Source organism: Cytobacillus oceanisediminis, assembly GCF_007830235.1.
In the GTDB taxonomy this organism is placed as follows: Bacteria; Bacillota; Bacilli; order Bacillales; family Cytobacillaceae; genus Cytobacillus; species Cytobacillus oceanisediminis.
On the sequence record NZ_VLKI01000018.1, the window covers coordinates 67916 to 86550 of the forward strand.

At 40.9% G+C, this 18635-nt stretch carries 20 protein-coding genes; 7 read left to right on the forward strand and 13 right to left on the reverse strand.

Annotated features, from left to right (window positions below):
- From IQ19_RS21685 to ispG, 3 genes are all read left to right on the forward strand, one after another.
- Complete coding sequence (locus IQ19_RS21685; RefSeq protein ID WP_144545017.1) at window positions 1-771, forward strand: DUF1189 domain-containing protein; 771 nt, start codon at window positions 1-3, stop codon at window positions 769-771.
- A 130-nt stretch (window positions 772-901) separates the two neighbouring features.
- Window positions 902-1228, forward strand: coding sequence for a hypothetical protein (locus IQ19_RS21690; protein WP_144545019.1), 327 nt, complete (start codon window positions 902-904; stop codon window positions 1226-1228).
- A gap of 127 nt (window positions 1229-1355) precedes the next feature.
- Window positions 1356-2468, forward strand: a complete 1113-nt coding sequence (ispG, locus tag IQ19_RS21695) for a flavodoxin-dependent (E)-4-hydroxy-3-methylbut-2-enyl-diphosphate synthase (RefSeq protein WP_199749525.1) — start codon at window positions 1356-1358, stop codon at window positions 2466-2468.
- A 41-nt stretch (window positions 2469-2509) separates the two neighbouring features.
- Here the strand turns inward: ispG and IQ19_RS21700 are convergent, their stop codons facing one another.
- Entirely contained in the window at window positions 2510-2956 is a 447-nt protein-coding gene (locus tag IQ19_RS21700; RefSeq protein WP_394137637.1) for a DUF4190 domain-containing protein, read from the reverse strand.
- A 209-nt stretch (window positions 2957-3165) separates the two neighbouring features.
- Between IQ19_RS21700 and IQ19_RS21705 the strand changes: the two genes are divergently transcribed.
- Complete coding sequence (locus IQ19_RS21705; RefSeq protein WP_144545024.1) at window positions 3166-3729, forward strand: 5' nucleotidase, NT5C type; 564 nt, start codon at window positions 3166-3168, stop codon at window positions 3727-3729.
- Between the two features lie 60 nt (window positions 3730-3789).
- On the opposite strand, the gene zur is transcribed toward IQ19_RS21705, so the two are convergent.
- From zur to IQ19_RS21720, 3 genes are all read right to left on the reverse strand, one after another.
- Window positions 3790-4200 carry a zinc uptake transcriptional repressor Zur gene (zur, locus tag IQ19_RS21710; RefSeq protein WP_144545093.1) on the reverse strand — a complete coding sequence of 137 codons (411 nt, stop codon included), beginning with the start codon at window positions 4198-4200 and terminating at the stop codon, window positions 3790-3792.
- Window positions 4201-4303: 103 nt separating this feature from the next.
- Window positions 4304-5146, reverse strand: coding sequence for a metal ABC transporter permease (locus IQ19_RS21715; protein WP_144545026.1), 843 nt, complete (start codon window positions 5144-5146; stop codon window positions 4304-4306).
- Window positions 5143-5928, reverse strand: coding sequence for a metal ABC transporter ATP-binding protein (locus IQ19_RS21720; RefSeq protein WP_144545028.1), 786 nt, complete (start codon window positions 5926-5928; stop codon window positions 5143-5145). The genes IQ19_RS21715 and IQ19_RS21720 overlap by 4 nt, the downstream gene beginning before the upstream one ends.
- Window positions 5929-6094: 166 nt before the next feature.
- On the opposite strand from IQ19_RS21720, the gene IQ19_RS21725 reads away from it, so the two are divergent.
- Window positions 6095-6349, forward strand: coding sequence for a DUF2624 domain-containing protein (locus IQ19_RS21725; protein ID WP_144545029.1), 255 nt, complete (start codon window positions 6095-6097; stop codon window positions 6347-6349).
- A 75-nt stretch (window positions 6350-6424) separates the two neighbouring features.
- Here IQ19_RS21725 and IQ19_RS21730 read toward each other — a convergent pair whose 3' ends face one another.
- Together IQ19_RS21730 and IQ19_RS21735 are read right to left on the reverse strand one after the other, a co-directional pair.
- Entirely contained in the window at window positions 6425-7318 is an 894-nt protein-coding gene (locus IQ19_RS21730) for a deoxyribonuclease IV (protein WP_144545031.1), read from the reverse strand.
- Window positions 7319-7346: 28 nt separating this feature from the next.
- Entirely contained in the window at window positions 7347-8657 is a 1311-nt protein-coding gene (locus IQ19_RS21735) for a DEAD/DEAH box helicase (RefSeq protein WP_144545033.1), read from the reverse strand.
- A 593-nt stretch (window positions 8658-9250) separates the two neighbouring features.
- Here IQ19_RS21735 and vrrA point away from each other — a divergent pair.
- Together vrrA and IQ19_RS21750 are read left to right on the forward strand one after the other, a co-directional pair.
- Window positions 9251-9805 carry a VrrA/YqfQ family protein gene (gene vrrA, locus IQ19_RS21745; protein WP_144545037.1) on the forward strand — a complete coding sequence of 185 codons (555 nt, stop codon included), beginning with the start codon at window positions 9251-9253 and terminating at the stop codon, window positions 9803-9805.
- Between the two features lie 291 nt (window positions 9806-10096).
- Window positions 10097-11047, forward strand: a complete 951-nt coding sequence (locus tag IQ19_RS21750; RefSeq protein WP_144545039.1) for a 4-hydroxy-3-methylbut-2-enyl diphosphate reductase — start codon at window positions 10097-10099, stop codon at window positions 11045-11047.
- Between the two features lie 44 nt (window positions 11048-11091).
- On the opposite strand, the gene IQ19_RS21755 is transcribed toward IQ19_RS21750, so the two are convergent.
- The 7 genes from IQ19_RS21755 to dnaG form a co-directional block, all read right to left on the reverse strand.
- Complete coding sequence (locus tag IQ19_RS21755) at window positions 11092-12207, reverse strand: Nif3-like dinuclear metal center hexameric protein (protein WP_144545041.1); 1116 nt, start codon at window positions 12205-12207, stop codon at window positions 11092-11094.
- Complete coding sequence (locus IQ19_RS21760; protein ID WP_144545043.1) at window positions 12204-12911, reverse strand: tRNA (adenine(22)-N(1))-methyltransferase; 708 nt, start codon at window positions 12909-12911, stop codon at window positions 12204-12206. The genes IQ19_RS21755 and IQ19_RS21760 overlap by 4 nt, the downstream gene beginning before the upstream one ends.
- A gap of 155 nt (window positions 12912-13066) precedes the next feature.
- On the reverse strand, window positions 13067-13432 hold the full coding sequence (gene cccA / locus IQ19_RS21765; RefSeq protein ID WP_144545045.1) for a cytochrome c550: 366 nt from the start codon (window positions 13430-13432) through the stop codon (window positions 13067-13069).
- A 271-nt stretch (window positions 13433-13703) separates the two neighbouring features.
- A complete protein-coding gene (locus IQ19_RS21770) occupies window positions 13704-14843 on the reverse strand; it encodes an acyl-CoA dehydrogenase (protein WP_144545047.1) in 1140 nt (379 codons plus the stop codon).
- Between the two features lie 44 nt (window positions 14844-14887).
- Window positions 14888-15412, reverse strand: a complete 525-nt coding sequence (locus IQ19_RS21775; RefSeq protein WP_242021087.1) for a hypothetical protein — start codon at window positions 15410-15412, stop codon at window positions 14888-14890.
- A 147-nt stretch (window positions 15413-15559) separates the two neighbouring features.
- Window positions 15560-16684 (reverse strand): RNA polymerase sigma factor RpoD, encoded by a 1125-nt coding sequence (gene rpoD, locus IQ19_RS21780; protein WP_144545049.1) that lies wholly within the window; start codon window positions 16682-16684, stop codon window positions 15560-15562.
- Window positions 16685-16816: 132 nt separating this feature from the next.
- Window positions 16817-18634, reverse strand: a complete 1818-nt coding sequence (dnaG, locus tag IQ19_RS21785) for a DNA primase (RefSeq protein ID WP_144545051.1) — start codon at window positions 18632-18634, stop codon at window positions 16817-16819.
- Between the last annotated feature and the right edge of the window lies 1 nt (window position 18635).

An 18635-nucleotide genomic window follows, 5' to 3' on the forward strand; every position in this document is an offset into this window, starting at 1 on the left:
ATGAATATTTTTCAGCAATTTTATAAAAGCTTATATTCTCCCAAAGATATAACTTTATTCCGCTTTCAAGGAATTGGGAAAACAATACTATATGTTTTTTTCCTTACCCTGTTATCCATCATTCCAACCGTTTTTTATTCCAGCACAGCAATAGTAAATAGCTTAAATGCTATAGACGAAACAATTGATAGCGATTTGCCGGATTTCCAGATCAAAGACGGAGAACTGCTTACTGATCAAGAAGCGCCTGTTACCATTAACCAAAATGGCTTTGCAATTATTGTGGATTCTACAGGAACTGTAAAGCCATCTGCCTTTTCAAACAGCGACAATACAATCGCCCTTCTCAAAAATGATCTATACATAATTGCTGCGGGGCAGGAACAATCCTATCCTTATTCGATGCTAACCAATGGCACACTTACAAGAGAAAGCTTATCAGACTATTTGGTTTCTGCTAAATCTCTAGTACCCATTATTATCCCGTTGATTGCGATTGTCATTTATATTTTTACTGCTGGGATAAGGTTTATTGAGATATCCATTCTCGCCTTAATTGGCCTTCTTATTAAAAATGCCTTAGGGAAAAATTTGCAATACCGGCATTTATGGCGAATGTCTGCCTATAGCATCACCTTGCCGACTGTCTTTTTCACAATTATGGCAGCCTTGCAGACTGCTGTACCGAATGGAGCTTTCATAAACTGGTTTGTCTCGCTGATCATTCTCCTGCTTGCTGTCAAAGAAGTTTCACAACAAACGCAGAAATAAAACGTGCCATTTTGGCGCGTTTTTTTGTTTTCTTAGTTGGGTGAAATTTTTTCTGGTTTTTACGTTCTATCCATTATAGGACAAGCATACATATTGGGTAAATACGCTAATTACAGGGGGTTAGGCCAATATGAAGCGAATCGCTGGAATCCTGCTTTCAGTTCTTGTTATTTATGTTATTTATTATGACTTAAGCCAAGGCACACTCCCTGCTGGAAAAGAACAAGTATTAGAGGCCAGCACACAGCCGGCTGAATCCGGTATGTCTTTTTTTGAAAAAAAAGTGAGCCCTGGAGAGACCGTTCTTTCGATTGTGGAGTTAAATCTTGATGGGCCAATCCCTGTCAGCATAGATGAGGTTGTGGCAGATTTCTCTAAATTAAACAGCGGCATGAAACCAGAAGAAATTAAATCAGGAAAAACCTATAAGTTTCCGAAATATAATAAGAACAACTAATCTTTATCATCATTCTTGTCAATCGCATCGGTTCATTGATACAATAAAGTGAACCTTCTTTATCAGCATCAAAATTTCCATGCTGTTATATGAATAGATAAAAAGGAGCGAATCTCCATTGAGTAATATTATACATCGAACTAAAACACGGCCTGTTAAAGTCGGGCCTTTAACCATTGGCGGCAGCAATGAGCTGTTCATCCAAAGTATGACCACGACTAAAACACATGATGTGGGAGCTACTGTAGCTGAAATTAAAAGGCTTGAGGAAGCCGGCTGCCAAATTGTCCGTGTGGCTTGCCCGGATGAAAGGGCGGCAAATGCAATCGCAGATATTAAAAGACAAATAAATATACCGCTTGTGGTCGATATTCATTTTGACTATAAACTTGCTTTAAAAGCAATTGAAGGCGGGGCAGATAAGATTCGGATCAATCCCGGCAATATCGGCAAACGCGAAAAAGTGGAAGCGGTTGTTAAGGCGGCAAAGGAAAAAGGAATACCAATCCGTATTGGCGTGAACGCTGGGTCCCTTGAAAAACGGATTCTAGAGAAGTACGGGTACCCTACTGCCGATGGAATGGTCGAAAGCGCCCTTCATCATATCAAGATTCTAGAAGACCTCGACTTTCATGACATCATTGTATCAATGAAGGCTTCGGATGTTAATCTGGCAATTGAAGCATATGAAAAAGCGGCAAAAGCCTTTGACTATCCATTACATTTGGGAATTACAGAATCAGGCACACTTTTTGCCGGTACTGTTAAAAGTGCTGCCGGCCTTGGAGCAATCTTAAGCAAAGGAATCGGTAATACTTTAAGAATCTCATTAAGTGCTGATCCTGTTGAAGAAGTAAAGGTAGCGCGCGAGCTTCTAAAAGTATTTAGCCTGTCATCGAATGCAGCCACGCTGATTTCCTGCCCAACCTGCGGACGGATTGAAATTGATTTAATCAGCATCGCAAATGAAGTGGAAGAATATATCCAAAAGATTAAAGCACCGATTAAGGTGGCAGTACTGGGCTGTGCGGTTAATGGTCCAGGGGAAGCACGAGAGGCTGATATCGGCATTGCCGGTGCCCGCGGTGAAGGTCTTCTATTCCGCAAAGGCCAGATTGTAAGGAAGGTTCCTGAAGCAACAATGGTGGATGAACTGAAGATCGAAATAGATAAAATTGCTGAAGAATACTTCGCAAAACAAGAAGAAGAAAAAATCAAAGGTGAAAGCATCCAATCATAAAAAGAAAGCCTGGCCAGAAGATGCCAGGCTTTTTACTTTGCTTAAAAAAACGGCAAGATAAACATGCCAACAATAATCGAAATGGCTCCAATTCCTATGGCCCAGTTGCCAAGGGTTTCTGATCCTCTTCGGCGGGCTATAAAACCAAGGACAATGCCTGTTGCTCCAAACAGAACCGGCAATACAAACAGAGATAGAATGGACAATGCCAGGGCGGCGTATCCGACTCCCCTGCCGGCAGTAGCAGTTTCGTTTTCTTCCTCCCTGTCCACTGCCCTGTCATAGACAACAGGCGCTGCGATTTCAGCAGAGGTTTCTTCTGTATAATCTGCATTAGCTTCTTCCCTGTCCATCGCCCTGTCATAGACACCAGGCGCTGCGATTTCAGCAGAGGCTTCTTCTGTATAATCATAATCTGTATTAGCTTCCCCAATTCGCTCGCTATGGCGAAGATCGTACTCTTCATTGGTGCGCTCTTGGTCTGCCATCATGATCCCTCGCTTTCTTTACTGTGTTCCTTGCAAAAGTATTACTTAATGGAGCATTTATAGTGTTTGCGATATGTGTTCTTTTTAAGATGTTAATGTTTGACTATCAATTAATGCCTGGCAGAACAGCATTAGAGCCATTGCTCTTTTGCATGGACGGGACTTTTGTTAAGATAAGGGATATATGTATTTAAAGGAGAGCAACTATTATGAAGAAGCGTTTTGGAATTGACATTGATGGCACGGTTACATGTCCATCATCCATGATTCCATATTTAAATAAAGCATTTAACCTGAATATAACCCTGGATGATATTAAGCAATATGATTTAACTCCACTTGTGGATATATCCGAAAAAGAATTTGCGAAATGGTTTAAAGAAAATGAACCAGTAATTTACAGGGGATCTCCCCTTGCAGAAGGGGCAAAAGGAATCCTGACAAAATGGAGACAAGTTCATGAATTATATTTTATTAGTGCACGCGGCTCACATCTTCAGCAAATAACAGAAGAATGGTTTTTGGAGAACGCTTTAGAATTTGATCACATTGAGCTGATTGGAACACATGATAAAATTCAGGCAGCAAAGAAGTTTGAGGTAGACATCTTTCTTGAAGATAAACATGATAATGCTGTCATGATTCATGAAGCTTGCAAAATCCCTGTCATTTTATTCGATACCCCTTATAATCAAGACCCTGTCCCAAATGGAGTCATAAGGGTCAGCAGTTGGCATGAAGCTTATAAATGGGTAGACAACTGGCTAAAATAAATTCACCATATATAAAAAGCATGGAGCTTTTATTAGCACCCATGCTTTTTTGTACGTGATTTAGAAACATTCCGGACACTTTCCGTATATTTCAAACTTGTGGCCGGAGACATCATAGCCTTTCAGGTTTTCTTGAACCTGTTTCATGGGACAAGCTTCAATTTCTTTAGTCTTTCCGCAGTCCAAACAGATAAAATGATGATGATGATGCTCATGTGAACATGTAAATCGGAAGTGTTTTTCTCCCGAAAGCTCTGTCATCTCAAAAATATCCAAATCCACAAACAATGATAAATTTCTGTATATTGTATCAAAGCTTAGCCCAGGGTAGTTGTCCTTCATTTTTTCCAGAACATCTTTGGCAGTTAAATATTTATCGCTATCAGCGAAAAGCTGAAGCATCTCTTCCCTTTTTCCTGTATGCTTATAGCCTTTATCTTTTAAAAGCTGCATTGCTTCATTTACATTCATTCTTTTCACCTCGTGTTCCTGCTCTTAACAATCAAAGCTTTTGCCTAACCGGAAACAACCTGTTCGATAGTGCCTTCAAATATTCCTCTTTTGTTAAATTTTTTTAGGCCGGCCTCATGCTTGAAATCTTCTTTACCAGAATGGTGATAATCAGTATGAGGATTGTAATAATGACAATTGTTCCTCCCGGCGCAAGATCAATATAATAAGAAATCGTCAATCCGCCTAAAACGGAAACTTCACCAAACAGCATGGACAGGAAAATAGTTTGTTTAAAGCCTTTGGCAATCCTTATGCTTGCTGCAACCGGCAATGTCATTAAAGAGGAAACCAGAAGGATACCGACAATTCTCATAGAGGCAGCAATAACCAAAGCCACCATGATAATAAAAATAAAATGAACACTCTTTGCTGCTATGCCGGATGCTTTTGCATGCTCTTCATCAAAAGACAGCAAAAATAATTCTTTATACAATAAAATAACAAGTGCAATAACAAAAACACTAATGATTAAAATGGTCCATAAATCTAGACGGCTTACCGCACTTACACTTCCAAATAAATAACTAAATAAGTCTGTATTGAACCCGTCGGCCAAGGAAATAAATATTGCGCCAAGTCCAATTCCCCCTGACAATATAATGGGAATTGCCAGCTCCTGATAATGCTTGTAAACAGCCCTAAGCTTTTCAATAAACAAAGACCCAGCGACTGAAAAAGCCATCCCCATATAAAGGGGGTTTAACCCGCTCAATCCAAGCACTTTTTTCTCAAGCAGAAGACTGGCAGCAATTCCGGCAAGCGTTACATGACTTAAAGCATCAGCAATTAATGACAGCCTTCTGACAACGATAAAAACGCCCAGCAAGGGTGCGATTATTCCGATTATGATTCCAGTTAAAAATGCATTTTGCAAAAATTCGTATTGTAAAACCCCTGCTATCATCGGACTGTTCCCCCGTGGTTGTGATGGTCATGATTATGGGTCAATACATGGACATCATGGCCGTAAATCTCCGACATCTCACTAATATTCAAGCTTTCAAATTCTGCTGTATTTCCATGGAAATGCAAATTTTTGTTCAGGCAGGCAACATGAGTGACCTTATCCGAGATTGTCCCAATGTCATGTGTAACCAGCAAAAGAGTAATTCCAAATTTCTTGTTTAAGTCTTCAAGCATTTCGTAAAAGGATTGGACATTTTTTGCATCCACTCCTACTGTCGGTTCATCAAGTATTAACAGCTTCGGGTCGCTCACTAATGCACGTGCAATAAAAACCCGCTGCTGCTGTCCGCCCGAAAGTTCTCCAATATTCCGTTTCGCAAATTCAAGCAGGCCCACCGAATCAATCGCCTGCAGTACTTTGTGATGTTCTGCTTTTCCAAAAAACTTAAAAAGCCCGAGCTTCTTTGTAAGTCCGCTGGATACAACTTCAAAGACAGTTGCTGGGAAACCTGTATTAAATGAATTGGCCTTTTGCGAAACAAATCCTATTTTTTGCCATTCCTTAAAACGGTTTATTTCCTGTCCAAAAAGCTTAATACTCCCCTTTTGAACCTTCAGCAAACCTAATATCTGTTTTATCAAGGTGGATTTACCGGAACCATTTGGTCCTACAATGCCGAGAAAATCCCCTTCATGTATGGTTAAATTTATATCCTCAAGAACATTTTCTTTTTCATATCGATAAGAAACGTGCCTTATTTCTATTATTGGCTCTGCCATTTTTATCACCCGTAATATTAAGAATCATTCCGATTTACAAAAGAAGTATACAGGAACTTGCCTTTAAAGTAAAGAAAACAGGATTTTTATAAATTAACAGCCGGTAAAGAAAAACTGTCACGATTTCCCTTCTTCCCTCATACAGTACAGGGGAGGAGTGATGAGGATGAAAATTTTTGAAAACATCATAAATCATAAATTGAGCAATATTACTGCAGAAGAATTATTAAAATATGGAGAGCAATTCAACATCAGCATTACAAAACCGCAGGCACAAAAGATTGCTGGCTACCTGCGAGGAAAGCAAATAAATATCTTCGAAGATCGCGAGCGGACAAAATTAATAAAGGAAATTGCCAAAATTGCCGGACCGGAAACCGCCAGGGAAGTAAACCGCCTCTTCCTGCAATTCACAAAATAGCCTATTGTTTTTACTAATACTTAATTTACCCATACAAAAAGCTGTGTAATCGATACACAGCTTTTTGCTATTCAACTAGCCTTCCATAATAGCATCCAAAAGGTTTTCATCGAATTCCTTATTGCGGAGCATAGTAATTTCATGCTTGTATGGCGCATTTTTATTATTCTTGTCTTCCCCAACATAAGGAGTCTCAAGAATTTTTGGGACATCCTTTAATTGAGGATGATGGACGATATAATTTAATGCTTTAAAACCAATATGGCCAAAACCGATATTTTCATGGCGGTCTTTGCGCATGCCGCGTTCATTTTTGCTGTCATTAATATGAAGAACCTTCAAGCGATCCAAGCCGATAATCTTATCAAAATTTTCCAATACGCCATCGAAATCATTAACGATATCATATCCTGCATCATGCGTATGGCATGTATCAAAGCAAACAGAAAGATGGTCATTATAATTGACCCCATCAATAATCATGGCAAGCTCTTCAAAAGATTTTCCGCATTCTGAACCTTTGCCGGCCATGGTTTCAAGTGCTATCTGTACCTTTTCTTCGCCACCTAGCACCTCATTCAGGCCTTCGACGATTTTCTTTATTCCTTCTTCCGTTCCTGCGCCTACATGTGCCCCAGGATGAAGGACGATCTGTCTTGCACCAATTGCTTCTGTACGGTCGATTTCAGAGCGGAGGAAATTAACACCTAATTCAAAAGTCGACGGGTTTGTCGTATTGCCAATATTGATAATATATGGAGCATGTACAACAATATCAGCTATACCGTTCTCTTCCATATGCCTTATCCCGGCTTCAATATTTAAATCCTCTATTTTTTTTCTTCTTGTATTTTGCGGGGCGCCTGTATAAATCATAAAAGTATTGGAGCCGTATGAAACAGCTTCTTCACTTGCTGCTAAAAGCATTTTTTTCCCGCTCATGGAAACATGTGAACCAATTTTCAGCATGATGATTCCTGCCTCTCCCTTATAAAATTTATTTACGCTTTATTCTTCTTTCGCGTTTTTTAATTTTATCCATTTCCCATTTCATTTTCTTTTTATAGCCTGGCTTCACTTTTTTCGGCTTTTGCACCAAGGATGAAGCTTTTTTATCTATGTCATCCGCTTGTTTTTGGCGGTTCTTCCTTTTATTTCGATTTTCAAGATCTGTCCATTCCCCTTTTTGCAGATCCTTATGCTGGAATTCAATCCCCATCTTTTCAAGCCTATTTAATGAATCTTCATCGGAAGTCTCATACACTGTCAGTGCAATTCCTGAGAAACCTGCTCGGGCTGTACGACCCACACGATGAATATAAAAGTCCAAATCAGTTGGAAGCTCGTAGTTAATCACATGGCTGATTCCCTTTATATCAATTCCTCTTGCTGCAAGGTCAGTCGCCACGATGTATTGGAACTCAAGATCCAATATTTGCTTCATCATTTTTTTCCGTTCACGCGGGTTAAGGTCCCCGTGAATACGGCCGACTTTAAGGCCTTTGCTGATTAATCCATCCGCGACTTCATCCGCTTTTTTCTTCGTATTTGTAAAAACAATGGCTAAATAAGGATTAAAAGAAGTCAGTGCTTCATATACCAGATTTACTTTATTGCGATGCCTGGATGGAAGCATCCAGTGTTCAATATTGGCGGCGGTTGCCTGCTTAGGCTCAATATGCACATACTTTGGATTTTCCATATACTTTTTTAAAAATGGCTTCAGTTTCTCAGGGATCGTTGCTGAGAACACAAGCATTTGCAGTTTTTCCGGCATTCTCGCGGCAACCTGGTCAACGTCCTCGATAAATCCCATATCAAGCATTAAATCCGCTTCATCAACCACAAGGATTCCTGCGGTATGGACAAACAAAGCCTGCTCCTTGACAAGGTCATTTATTCTGCCAGGTGTCCCAACTACAACATGCGGCTGTTTTTTCAGTTTTTCAATCGTCCTTTGCTTGTCCGTTCCTCCGATATAACAGCGTGCTGTTATTTCTTCTCCCTCAGGGCAATGCTCAGTTACCTTCAGGATTTCATGATAGATCTGGTTGGCAAGTTCTCTTGTAGGCGCGGCTATTATTGCCTGAACCTCCTGGCGGGAAGGATCAACCTTTTGCAAAATAGGCAATACGTAGGAATGGGTTTTGCCTGTACCTGTCTGGGACTGGCCAATGGCGCTTTCCCCCTTGAGTACAGCTGGAATCATTCTTTCCTGAATTTCTGTTGGCTCGTAAAAGCCGAATTCTTTCACTGCTTCTATTATAAATGGCTTAAGGTTAAATCGGTCAAATTTCGTTTCGTTCATATAAAAACTCCTCAGTGATTCAGGTTAGCAAATGCTGCTAGATATTCAGCAGTATTGGAATGCACCCGATTCATTTATTTAAAGGCTCTTTTCTAAAAGATTGTTGTTTTAAAATAGAGTTTGTAAATAAAAACATTGATAAATAAGGTTGGTTGATTGGAGCGCAAGGTGCGAGACTCCAGCGGGAGGAGTGGGACAGGTGAGACCCCACAGGTGGTGCGCACCGAGGAGGCTCACCGCCCGCCCCGCGGAAAGCGAGCAACCTGGAGCGGAAATCAACCACTCCTCACTACTTGTTTAAAAAGCAACAAAGTTTGCGAAAACAGCATATTCAAAAGTAAGCTCTGTTAATCGAGCTTTTCTTACATCCTGTTATTATAATAAAGTTTCCTCCAAATAACCACTCATACAGGCATATATATTTTTATGATGGGCTATTCAAATGATTTTTAACAAGAAAATAAGAATCTTCCGCATAATACCTAAACCAAAATGTGATAAACGCATACTTTAATATATGGGTGCAATTAGACTATCTCCACTGTCTGCTTCTATGGCAGAAGCGAGTGTTTTTTGAAAGGAGGCAAACAACGATGATGCCAGGACCAAGACCTCCCATGCGCGGAGGAATGCCCCCGTATCCTTTTATGAATCCGATGCAAGGCAGACCTCCCATGGGGCCAACTATGAGAGGCGCTCCGGGAATGCGCCGCGGAGGAGGGGGATTGCTCTCTAAATTATTAGGAAAAGGCAATGCTCAGACTCCAGGCGGAATGGGTGCTGCCAGAGCAGCAGGAGGCTCCCGTGCAGGGGGGGGCATACTGCAGGCAATAAGCAATCCTACTTCTATAAATGGCTTCTTAAATAATACCCAAAAGGTTTTAAATACAGCGCAGCAGATTGGGCCCATGGTTCAGCAGTATGGGCCGCTGGTTAGGAACCTGCCGGCCATGTGGAAGCTGTACAGGGGCTTGAAGAATGCTCCGGAAGATCAGTCTTCCGAAGAAACAGAAAAAACAAGCACAGAAGTTAAAGCCAGAGCTAAGCAACCTCCAAAACGAAAAAAGGATGAAACGGTTAATGAAACAGAACCGCCGGTCTCCGAAAGTACGAGAAGCCGTGAATCCAAGCCTAAATTATATATATAATGGCAAAGAATGCGAAAGGCATTCTTTGTTTTTTTACTTTGCAGGACCGTGGCTATGAAGATATAAATGGCTTTATTACAAGAACTATAACTCCCTTTCACCATTCTCTCCTCTGGGAATAGTGTCATTGAAGCCTAAAGCATGTTATTTTCTTTCCTTTTTTGCTTTTTGTATTATCCTTCTATCTCTTATATAATAGAATAAGCATGCTGGGGATTTCCCTGGTGTTTTAACCTGAACATAATCAAATAACAATTTCAGATAAAAGCTGTAATAAGGGAGGATAAACGGATGAATGTCATAAAAATCTCTCCTCGGGGATATTGTTATGGTGTGGTTGATGCGATGGTGATTGCCAGAAACGCAGCACTCGATCCATCATTGCCAAGACCGATTTATATTTTGGGTATGATCGTCCACAATAAGCATGTAACGGATGCTTTTGAAGAAGAGGGCATCATTACTCTTGATGGAAAAGACAGAAAAGAAATTTTGGATAAAGTTGATAAAGGGACTGTCATTTTCACAGCCCACGGCATTTCTCCTCAAGTACGGGAAGCAGCCAAACAAAAAGGCCTAGTGACAATTGATGCTACGTGTCCAGATGTAACAAGGACCCATGATCTGATTAGAGAGAAAGAAACGGAAGGTTTTCAGATCATCTACATCGGCAAAAAAGGACATCCTGAGCCTGAAGGGGCTGTGGGGGTAGCGCCGCACGCTGTTCACCTTGTACAAACAATTGAAGACGTGAACGAATTAAATATCAAGGCTGATAAAATTCTTGTGACAAACCAAACGACAATGAGCCAATGGGATGTTGGCCATGTCATGGAGCAGATAAAGGAACGATATCCTCACGCAGAATTTCACAAAGAAATATGTATGGCTACCCAGGTACGCCAAGAGGCTGTCGCAGAACAAGCTGGCCAGGCTGATGTTCTGATTGTGGTTGGGGACCCAAAGAGCAATAACTCGAATCGCCTTGCCCAAGTCTCTGAGGAAATCGCAGGTACGAAAGCCTACCGGATTGCCGACATCACTGAACTTGATGTAAGTTGGCTTAAAGAGGCTTCCACTGTTGCAGTCACTGCAGGCGCCTCAACGCCAACACCTATTACTAAGGAAGTCATCACCTTCCTTGAACAATACGATCCAAAAGAAGAGTCTACATGGACACTCGAGAAAAAAGTACCGTTAAATAAAATTCTTCCTAAAGTAAAGAAAGCTACTAAAATTTAATACAAAAAGAACCGGTTTCGAGGGAAGCCGGCTTTTTTTTACCTTTATATAAATTGAAAAGGATCCGTATGTATCTCGGAAGGAAATATCGACACTTCATACCCTTTTTCCGCACAAAGCTTTTCCAATTTTTTTGTGACGCCCTTTTTCATTACCTTTTCCACATTATGGCCAGGGTCCACTATATTTAGACCCGCCATCATGGCATCATGGGCAACATGATAATACATATCTCCGGTAACATAAACATCCGCACCCTTCATTTTTGCGGACATAAAATACTTATTTCCATCACCGCCAAGAACAGCCACTTTCTTAACCTTTGAGGAAAGGTCTCCTACAACTCGGACTCCGTCTACCTCGAGAGTTGTTTTTACATGGCCGGCAAATTCCTCTAATGTCATCTCGCGGATTTCTCCTATTTTGCCGAGGCCTAAAACTTCCCCTTTGTTTTCAAGTTGGTAAATATCAAAGGCAACTTCTTCATATGGATGGTTTTTGAACATTGCAGAGAGTACCCTTTTCTCCAAATGCTCAGGAAAAATAGTTTCTATGCGGACCTCAGCAACAGATTCAAGCTTCCCTTGCTGGCCAATATGAGGATTGGCTTCTTCGTTTGGCTTGAATTGGCCAGTCCCTGCTGAAGAAAACGTACAATGGCTGTAATTCCCAATAGCACCTGCTCCTGCATCGCCAAGAGCTTTTTTTAACACCTCTGCATTTTCTTCTGGCACATACACAGCAAGCTTTTTCAAAACGGTTTCAAATGTTGGATATAAGACTTCTGTACTGGAAAGCTGCAGAGCATCCGCCAGCATATCATTGACACCGCCTTTGGCTACATCAAGATTGGTATGGGCTGCATATACCGCTATATCATGTTTAATAAGCTTTTCAATAATTCTTCCTGATGGAGAGTCTGTTGCAATCTTTTGTAAAGGTCTGTAAATAAGAGGATGATGCGCAATAATCAGCTGCACATTCTTTTCGATTGCTTCATCCACAACTTCCTCCAAGACATCAAGGGCTATCATTACATTTTGGACAGGATTGTTGAGCTTTCCGATTTGCAGGCCAATTTTGTCACCTTCCATCGCGTATCCTTTTGGGGAGAACTGCTCAAACAATTGAATGATTTCATGCCCGTTTATTTTTTTCACTGGTTTAAAACCTCCTCCACCATTTTTATTTTCTGTTTTAATTCCTGTTTTCTCTTTTCGGTCTCTTCAGTGTCTGCTGCCTTCTCAAGCTGCATGAGAATACGTTCCCAGTTTCTCAATTCCCCCTGCCACTTAGTTTGGAAGACCGCTGACTTTTCTTCGATTAAAAAAGGACCCATAAGCAAACCTTGTTCCGCGTTTTTATACGGCTTAAGCGGCTCCCCTTTTTCTGCTGCGAGTATTTCATAGATCTTTCCGTCTTCTTCAAGAATCTCTTCGGCTATAAGCTCCCATCCATGTTCTATAAGCCAGGTTCTAATCGAAATTGCACTTAAATTGGGCTGCAGAACAAGCCTTTGAACAGAATCAAGCTTGCTCTTTCCTTCTTCGAGAATGGTCGCAATTAAAGCGCCTCCCATACCAGCAATTGTAATGCAATCTACTTCCCCTGAGTTAATAACCTCAAGGCCATTTCCTTTGCGAACAGCTATCTGATCCAAAAGCCCCTCCATTTCAACCTGGCTTTTAGCCGATTGAAATGGCCCTTCCACTACTTCACCAGCTATAGCAAAAGGGACAATACCTTTTTTTACTGCATAGCATGGCAAATACGCATGGTCTGAACCAATATCAGCTACACGTGCACCACTGGGAATATAATTTGTTACAGCTTCAAGCCGCTGTGATAATTTGTCCGTATTCATTCTGTCACCACTTATCTATGTATTTAAAAGCGCAGAGCGCGCCACGCCTATCTGCTCCTAGTGCGAAATAGTTAAAAAGCTATCGAATATTTACGATAGCTTTCTTATAGTATAAAAAAAGTCCTTTACATATGCAAAGGACTTTCATTATAGGTTTACTTAAGGCCTGCTAACCATTCGGCCATTTCTGCAGCCTTGTCTTGAGGCACTAACCCTGGAGGCATAGAGCCTTTACCATTCACAACGATATCTGCGATTTCATCCTGAGATAAACGTTCGCCTACACCAGTAAGAGCTGGGCCGACTCCTCCTTGATACTGGTCACCGTGACATCCAATACAGCTCTTCTGATAGATTTCTTCAGGGCTTGCAGCTGCTGTTTCTTCGGTTTCAGCACCGCCGCCTTCCTGTTCTTTTGCAAGCTGGTCCATATCGCCAAGACCTTTAAAAGAAACAAGGAACATTGCTACCACACCGAAAACCATAATTAATACAAATGGAATGATTGGATTGCGATTCATGACTTAACCTCCCTTATGTAAGCACATTTCAGTTTAAGTAAGTATACAAACAATTTCTATTTTACTTTAAAAAGGGCAGAAGGAAAAGCCCTAAAGTAAACTTTGTCATATCTTGTTCATAATTTAGGCAAAAACTCCATCCTGCTGGATGGAGTTTTCATTAAGAACTGGCTTATTGCCGTCCCTTCAATTATGATTTTTATTGATAATCGTTCTGTCTGTTTTCAGCATCTGCTTTCCACTTGATTTGAATACGCTTACTTTCCCTGCATTAGCAGCCAATTTGGCGTGCAATAACCATTCGCTGGATCTCGGAGGTACCTTCTCCAATCTCAGTAAGCTTTCCATCTCTCATGTATCGTTCCACATGATAATCTTTCATATACCCGTATCCGCCATGAATCTGTACTGCTTGATCGGCTATTTCCATACAAATTTCCGAAGCATATAGCTTGCACATAGAGGCCTCTTTCGCAAAAGGTCTTCCTTGGTCTTTCAGCCATGCAGCTTTATAAACCATGTTTCTTGCCAATTCAATTTTCATTGCCATATCAGCCAACTTAAACTGAATAGCCTGAAAGTTTGATAGAGAACGACCAAACTGCTGGCGCTCCTTTGCATATTGCAGGGCTTTTTCGTATGAGGCCTGAGCAATGCCCAAAGCCATAGCACCAATTCCAATACGGCCGCCATCTAAAGTGATTAAAAACTGTTTAAAGCCCTCACCTTTTTTGCCGAGCAAGTGCTCAGTCGGTACACGCACATCTTCAAGAACAAGTTCTGTTGTATTGGAAGCATTCAGTCCCATTTTTTCATAATTATCAATGACAGTGAATCCTTGAGCATCCGTCGGCACAATAATTGCACTGATTTCTTTTTTGCCATCCTGTTCAGCAGTTACAGCTGTTAAGGCCAAATGCTTGGCATAGCTGGCATTTGTGATGAAGCATTTATTTCCATTGATTATATATTCTCCGTCCTTTTCGACTGCCCTTGTCCTTGTACCGCCTGCATCCGATCCTGCATTAGGCTCAGTAAGACCGAAAGCTCCAAAAGTTTCCCCAGTACAAATCGGTACAAGATATTTTTGCTTTTGCTCTTCCGTCCCGAATAAATAAAGCGGTGCCCCCCCAAGAGAAATATGGGCTGAATAGGTAATCCCGGTAGAAGCACAAGCCCTGCTTAGCTCTTCAGTTACAATTGCAAAGCTGACTGTGTCTGCCCCTGCTCCGCCATATTCTTCAGGAAAAGGAAGTCCCATTAAACCAAGATCGGCCATTTTCTTGAAAACTCCCACCGGAAATTCTTTCGTCCGGTCTCTTTCAAGAGCGCCTGGCGCTACCTCTTCTTCAGCAAAATCCCTTATTGTTTTAAGTATCATATTCTGTTCTGCTGTTAAATCGAAATTCATTTACATCCCCCTCATTCCGTTTTCTGTATCCGCTTTCATTACCATTATATAAGGGATGTATAAGTTTTCTCAACATTTAAAAACTTTTTAAAATATTTTATTATATGAATATAGAAATAAATAAGAGTAACAAACCAAATATACCGGATATCCAAAAATAGTGAAGGTTTAGCTTCCAGCCTCCCGCCAGCAAAAAACAAACAATTTAAAACCAGAGTCAAATACAGCATAGAATGATTTACTCTGTATTCACCCGACACAAAAGCACCAGATCCAATCAGCAGAATTAACGCGGCTGAAATTATAGGCAAATGATAAGATATTCCTTTTTTAGAAAAATAAAAAACCGCGAAAATACCTGCAAAAACAAAAAGGGACAAAAAGGCGATTTGCAAAATAATAGACAATTCAGTAAAATAAATTAAAAACACAGAAATTGGAATAAGCAGCAAGAAAATAAGGTTTAATAAATATACCATCAGTCCTATTTTCTCTTTTCTTAATTCCTTCGGCTGATTTCCTTCCGTGTAAAGAGCTAATAAGTAATCATAATATTGATCAGGAAGCATTCGGCCAATCTTCCAGTATAATAGCTCATTAACAATAATTTATTTTCTGCTGTTATTCAACCATTAGCACATCCAATATGAAAATTTTGTAAAAAAAATAGTTTACTTCCATTTTAAGAAGTAAACTATTTCCTGGCAATCCTTTTTCTATTCTAAAAAGTCTTTTAAACGCTTGCTGCGACTTGGATGTCTTAATTTTCTTAATGCCTTGGCTTCAATTTGACGAATTCGTTCACGGGTTACGCCAAATACCTTACCGACTTCTTCCAAAGTCCTTGTGCGGCCATCGTCCAATCCAAAACGAAGGCGGAGAACATTTTCTTCGCGGTCTGTAAGTGTGTCGAGAACGTCTTCCAGCTGCTCTTTCAATAATTCATATGCAGCATGTTCAGATGGTGATGTCGCATCCTGGTCTTCAATGAAATCACCTAAATGAGAGTCGTCCTCTTCGCCTATTGGTGTTTCCAAAGATACAGGCTCCTGTGCAATCTTCAGGATTTCACGTACCTTATCAGGAGTCAAGTCCATATCTTCTGCGATTTCTTCCGGAGTTGGTTCACGTCCTAGATCCTGGAGAAGCTGACGCTGAACGCGAATCAATTTGTTAATGGTTTCAACCATATGCACAGGAATACGAATCGTTCTTGCCTGGTCGGCAATGGCTCTCGTAATGGCCTGACGGATCCACCATGTTGCATAAGTACTGAATTTATAACCTTTACGGTAGTCGAACTTTTCAACTGCTTTAATTAATCCCATGTTTCCTTCCTGGATCAGGTCAAGGAAAAGCATTCCGCGGCCTACATATCTTTTAGCGATACTAACAACCAGCCGAAGGTTTGCTTCTGCCAATCGTCTTTTTGCTTCTTCATCGCCTTCCTCGATTCTCTTGGCAAGCGAAATTTCTTCCTCTGCTGAGAGCAAATCCACGCGTCCGATTTCTTTTAAGTACATACGGACCGGATCATTGATTTTAACTCCTGGAGGCACGCTTAAATCATTAAGGTCGAATTCCTCTTCACCTTTGGCAAGTTCCTGGACATTTGGATCGGCATCTTCGGTATCGCCTACCAATTCAACACCCTGATCGCCAAGGAACTCATAAAATTCATCCATCTGATGGGAATCAACCTCAAACTGAGACATTCTTTCCGCTATATCATCGTAGGCTAGGACACCTGTCTTTTTTCCTATTTCAACTAATTGGTCTTTTACTTGTTCAAGGGTCAACTCTGAATCAACCTCTTTTGAACGGGCCGATTTTTCAGCCATATGTCCCCCTCCTTCCAAAAATCACAGACATTCGTCATCCATCATGCACATGGGAAAATTTCATAGGAGACGTTTATCCCAAGTAGCATGTGCCAGGCGCTTTTCCACGGCCTGGTTTCAATTTACTGCCATCTATAGTGACTTGCGCAATTGGATAATTTCCATTGCGATTAATGCCGCTTTTGCATAATCCTTTTGTCGTTCTGCTTCTTTTTCTTCATTAAGTTTTTCCTTTATTTTTAACATCTTTTGATAATTCAACACCTGTTTAATATAATCAGTTAATTCCTGTTCGCTTATTTCCTCATTTATGGACATCATTTCGATATCCACCACGATCCGCTTAAGCTTTTCATCGTTTATAAAATTTATAAATGCACTTGGGTCAGGTGAATGGCCTTTTTCGTAAAAACCCAAAAGATATGTGATAATGGCCTGATGCTCATCGATGTTAAAGGTATTTCCCTGAAGCATATCCTGAACTTTAAAAGCTACGTCACTATCTCGAAGCATGTGGGCGATTAGTCTTCTTTCCGCTGTATGGTATGCGGGTTGAAGACGGTCTGCCCTTTTCGGCACCACTTGAAGCTTTTTTTGAGGCTCAAAAGCCCCCTTGCCTTGCTGGTTCTTTTTCTTTTCCGCGTAAAAAACCTGCTTTTGCTGCTCTTTCAAAGCTTCAAGGGAAAGTGAAAACTCACTTGCAAGCTGGCGGAGATAATGGTCTCTTTCCACTGCTTTATCCAGCTGGCTGATTTCCTTTAATACTTCTTCGATATAAAGAAGGCGATCTCCTTCATTCTGAAGCCTTTTGCCTCTGCGCAGATAAAGCAGCTTGAAAGCCATGAGAGTTACACTTGAATCAATTACCTCATTGCGGAACTTCTCTTCGCCATACTCATTAATATAATCATCAGGATCATATCCATCAGGCATTAAAGCTACTCTTACCTTGCAGCCCGCTTCCGTCAGCAGATTCGCGGCTCTATAAGCTGCTTCTATCCCTGCGTTGTCGGAATCGTAACAGATCGTGATTGATTGAACATTTCTTCTTAAGGAAGCGACATGCTCCTCCGTTAATGCTGTACCCATCGTGCCGACACCATTTCCAACACCGGCGCGATCAGCGGCGATAACATCTGCAAACCCTTCAAAAAGAACGGCTCTTTGCAGTTTTTTTATCTGAGGCCTCGCCAAATGAAAATTATATAAAGTTTTACTTTTATTGAAGATTGCTGTTTCAGGGCTATTTAAATATTTGGGCTCATCGTCCCCTAGTGATCTTCCTGAAAAAGCAATCGTATTTCCGCTGCGATCAAAAATCGGGAACATGATTCTGTCTCTGAAGCGGTCAAAATAGTTCCCATCTTTCTCCCGTTTGATAATCAGCCCAGCTCTTTCCATAACACCTGCTGGGAATTTTCTTTTAGTCAGAAACTTAAAGACAAAATCCCAGGACTTCAATGAATAGCCGATTTGGAACTTTTCAATTGACTCCATTGAAAAGCCTCTGTTAAGCAGGTATTCAAGTGCATGCTGACCATCTTTTGTGTTTACAAGCAGATGGTGATAAAATTTACGTAGAAGCTCATGGGCTTCCATCATCTGCTGCAAATCAACAGGCATTGATTTTGCTGACGCAACTGATGAAGCATCAATCTCAAGCTTAACATTTCCTTTTTCAGCGAGTTTTAGTGCAGCTTCCTGGAAGGAATAGCCTTCTAAATCCATCAAGAATGAAAAGGCATTGCCTCCTGCTCCGCACCCAAAGCAATGATAGATTTGCTTTTCAGGTGAAACAGAAAAGGAAGGAGTATTCTCACCATGAAAAGGGCAAAGACCAAAGTAGTTGCGCCCTTGCTTGTTTAATTGAATATAGTCGCCAATGACATCAACAATATCTACAGCTTGCCGAATTTCATTAACTTTTTCCTCGGCGATCCGCTCTGCCATA

Bases quoted from the DNA above. Each gene is read 5' to 3' on its own strand.
- IQ19_RS21685 (WP_144545017.1), top strand. From the start codon at position 1: ATGAATATTTTTCAGCAATTTTATAAAAGCTTATATTCTCCCAAAGAT.
- IQ19_RS21690 (WP_144545019.1), top strand. From the start codon at position 902: ATGAAGCGAATCGCTGGAATCCTGCTTTCAGTTCTTGTTATTTATGTT.
- IQ19_RS21700 (WP_394137637.1), bottom strand. From the start codon at position 2,956: ATGGCAGACCAAGAGCGCACCAATGAAGAGTACGATCTTCGCCATAGC.
- IQ19_RS21705 (WP_144545024.1), top strand. From the start codon at position 3,166: ATGAAGAAGCGTTTTGGAATTGACATTGATGGCACGGTTACATGTCCA.
- zur (WP_144545093.1), bottom strand. From the start codon at position 4,200: ATGAATGTAAATGAAGCAATGCAGCTTTTAAAAGATAAAGGCTATAAG.
- IQ19_RS21715 (WP_144545026.1), bottom strand. From the start codon at position 5,146: ATGATAGCAGGGGTTTTACAATACGAATTTTTGCAAAATGCATTTTTA.
- IQ19_RS21720 (WP_144545028.1), bottom strand. From the start codon at position 5,928: ATGGCAGAGCCAATAATAGAAATAAGGCACGTTTCTTATCGATATGAA.
- IQ19_RS21725 (WP_144545029.1), top strand. From the start codon at position 6,095: ATGAAAATTTTTGAAAACATCATAAATCATAAATTGAGCAATATTACT.
- IQ19_RS21730 (WP_144545031.1), bottom strand. From the start codon at position 7,318: ATGCTGAAAATTGGTTCACATGTTTCCATGAGCGGGAAAAAAATGCTT.
- IQ19_RS21735 (WP_144545033.1), bottom strand. From the start codon at position 8,657: ATGAACGAAACGAAATTTGACCGATTTAACCTTAAGCCATTTATAATA.
- vrrA (WP_144545037.1), top strand. From the start codon at position 9,251: ATGATGCCAGGACCAAGACCTCCCATGCGCGGAGGAATGCCCCCGTAT.
- IQ19_RS21750 (WP_144545039.1), top strand. From the start codon at position 10,097: ATGAATGTCATAAAAATCTCTCCTCGGGGATATTGTTATGGTGTGGTT.
- IQ19_RS21760 (WP_144545043.1), bottom strand. From the start codon at position 12,911: ATGAATACGGACAAATTATCACAGCGGCTTGAAGCTGTAACAAATTAT.
- cccA (WP_144545045.1), bottom strand. From the start codon at position 13,432: ATGAATCGCAATCCAATCATTCCATTTGTATTAATTATGGTTTTCGGT.
- IQ19_RS21770 (WP_144545047.1), bottom strand. From the start codon at position 14,843: ATGAATTTCGATTTAACAGCAGAACAGAATATGATACTTAAAACAATA.
- IQ19_RS21775 (WP_242021087.1), bottom strand. From the start codon at position 15,412: ATGCTTCCTGATCAATATTATGATTACTTATTAGCTCTTTACACGGAA.
- rpoD (WP_144545049.1), bottom strand. From the start codon at position 16,684: ATGGCTGAAAAATCGGCCCGTTCAAAAGAGGTTGATTCAGAGTTGACC.
- dnaG (WP_144545051.1), bottom strand. From the start codon at position 18,634: ATGGCAGAGCGGATCGCCGAGGAAAAAGTTAATGAAATTCGGCAAGCT.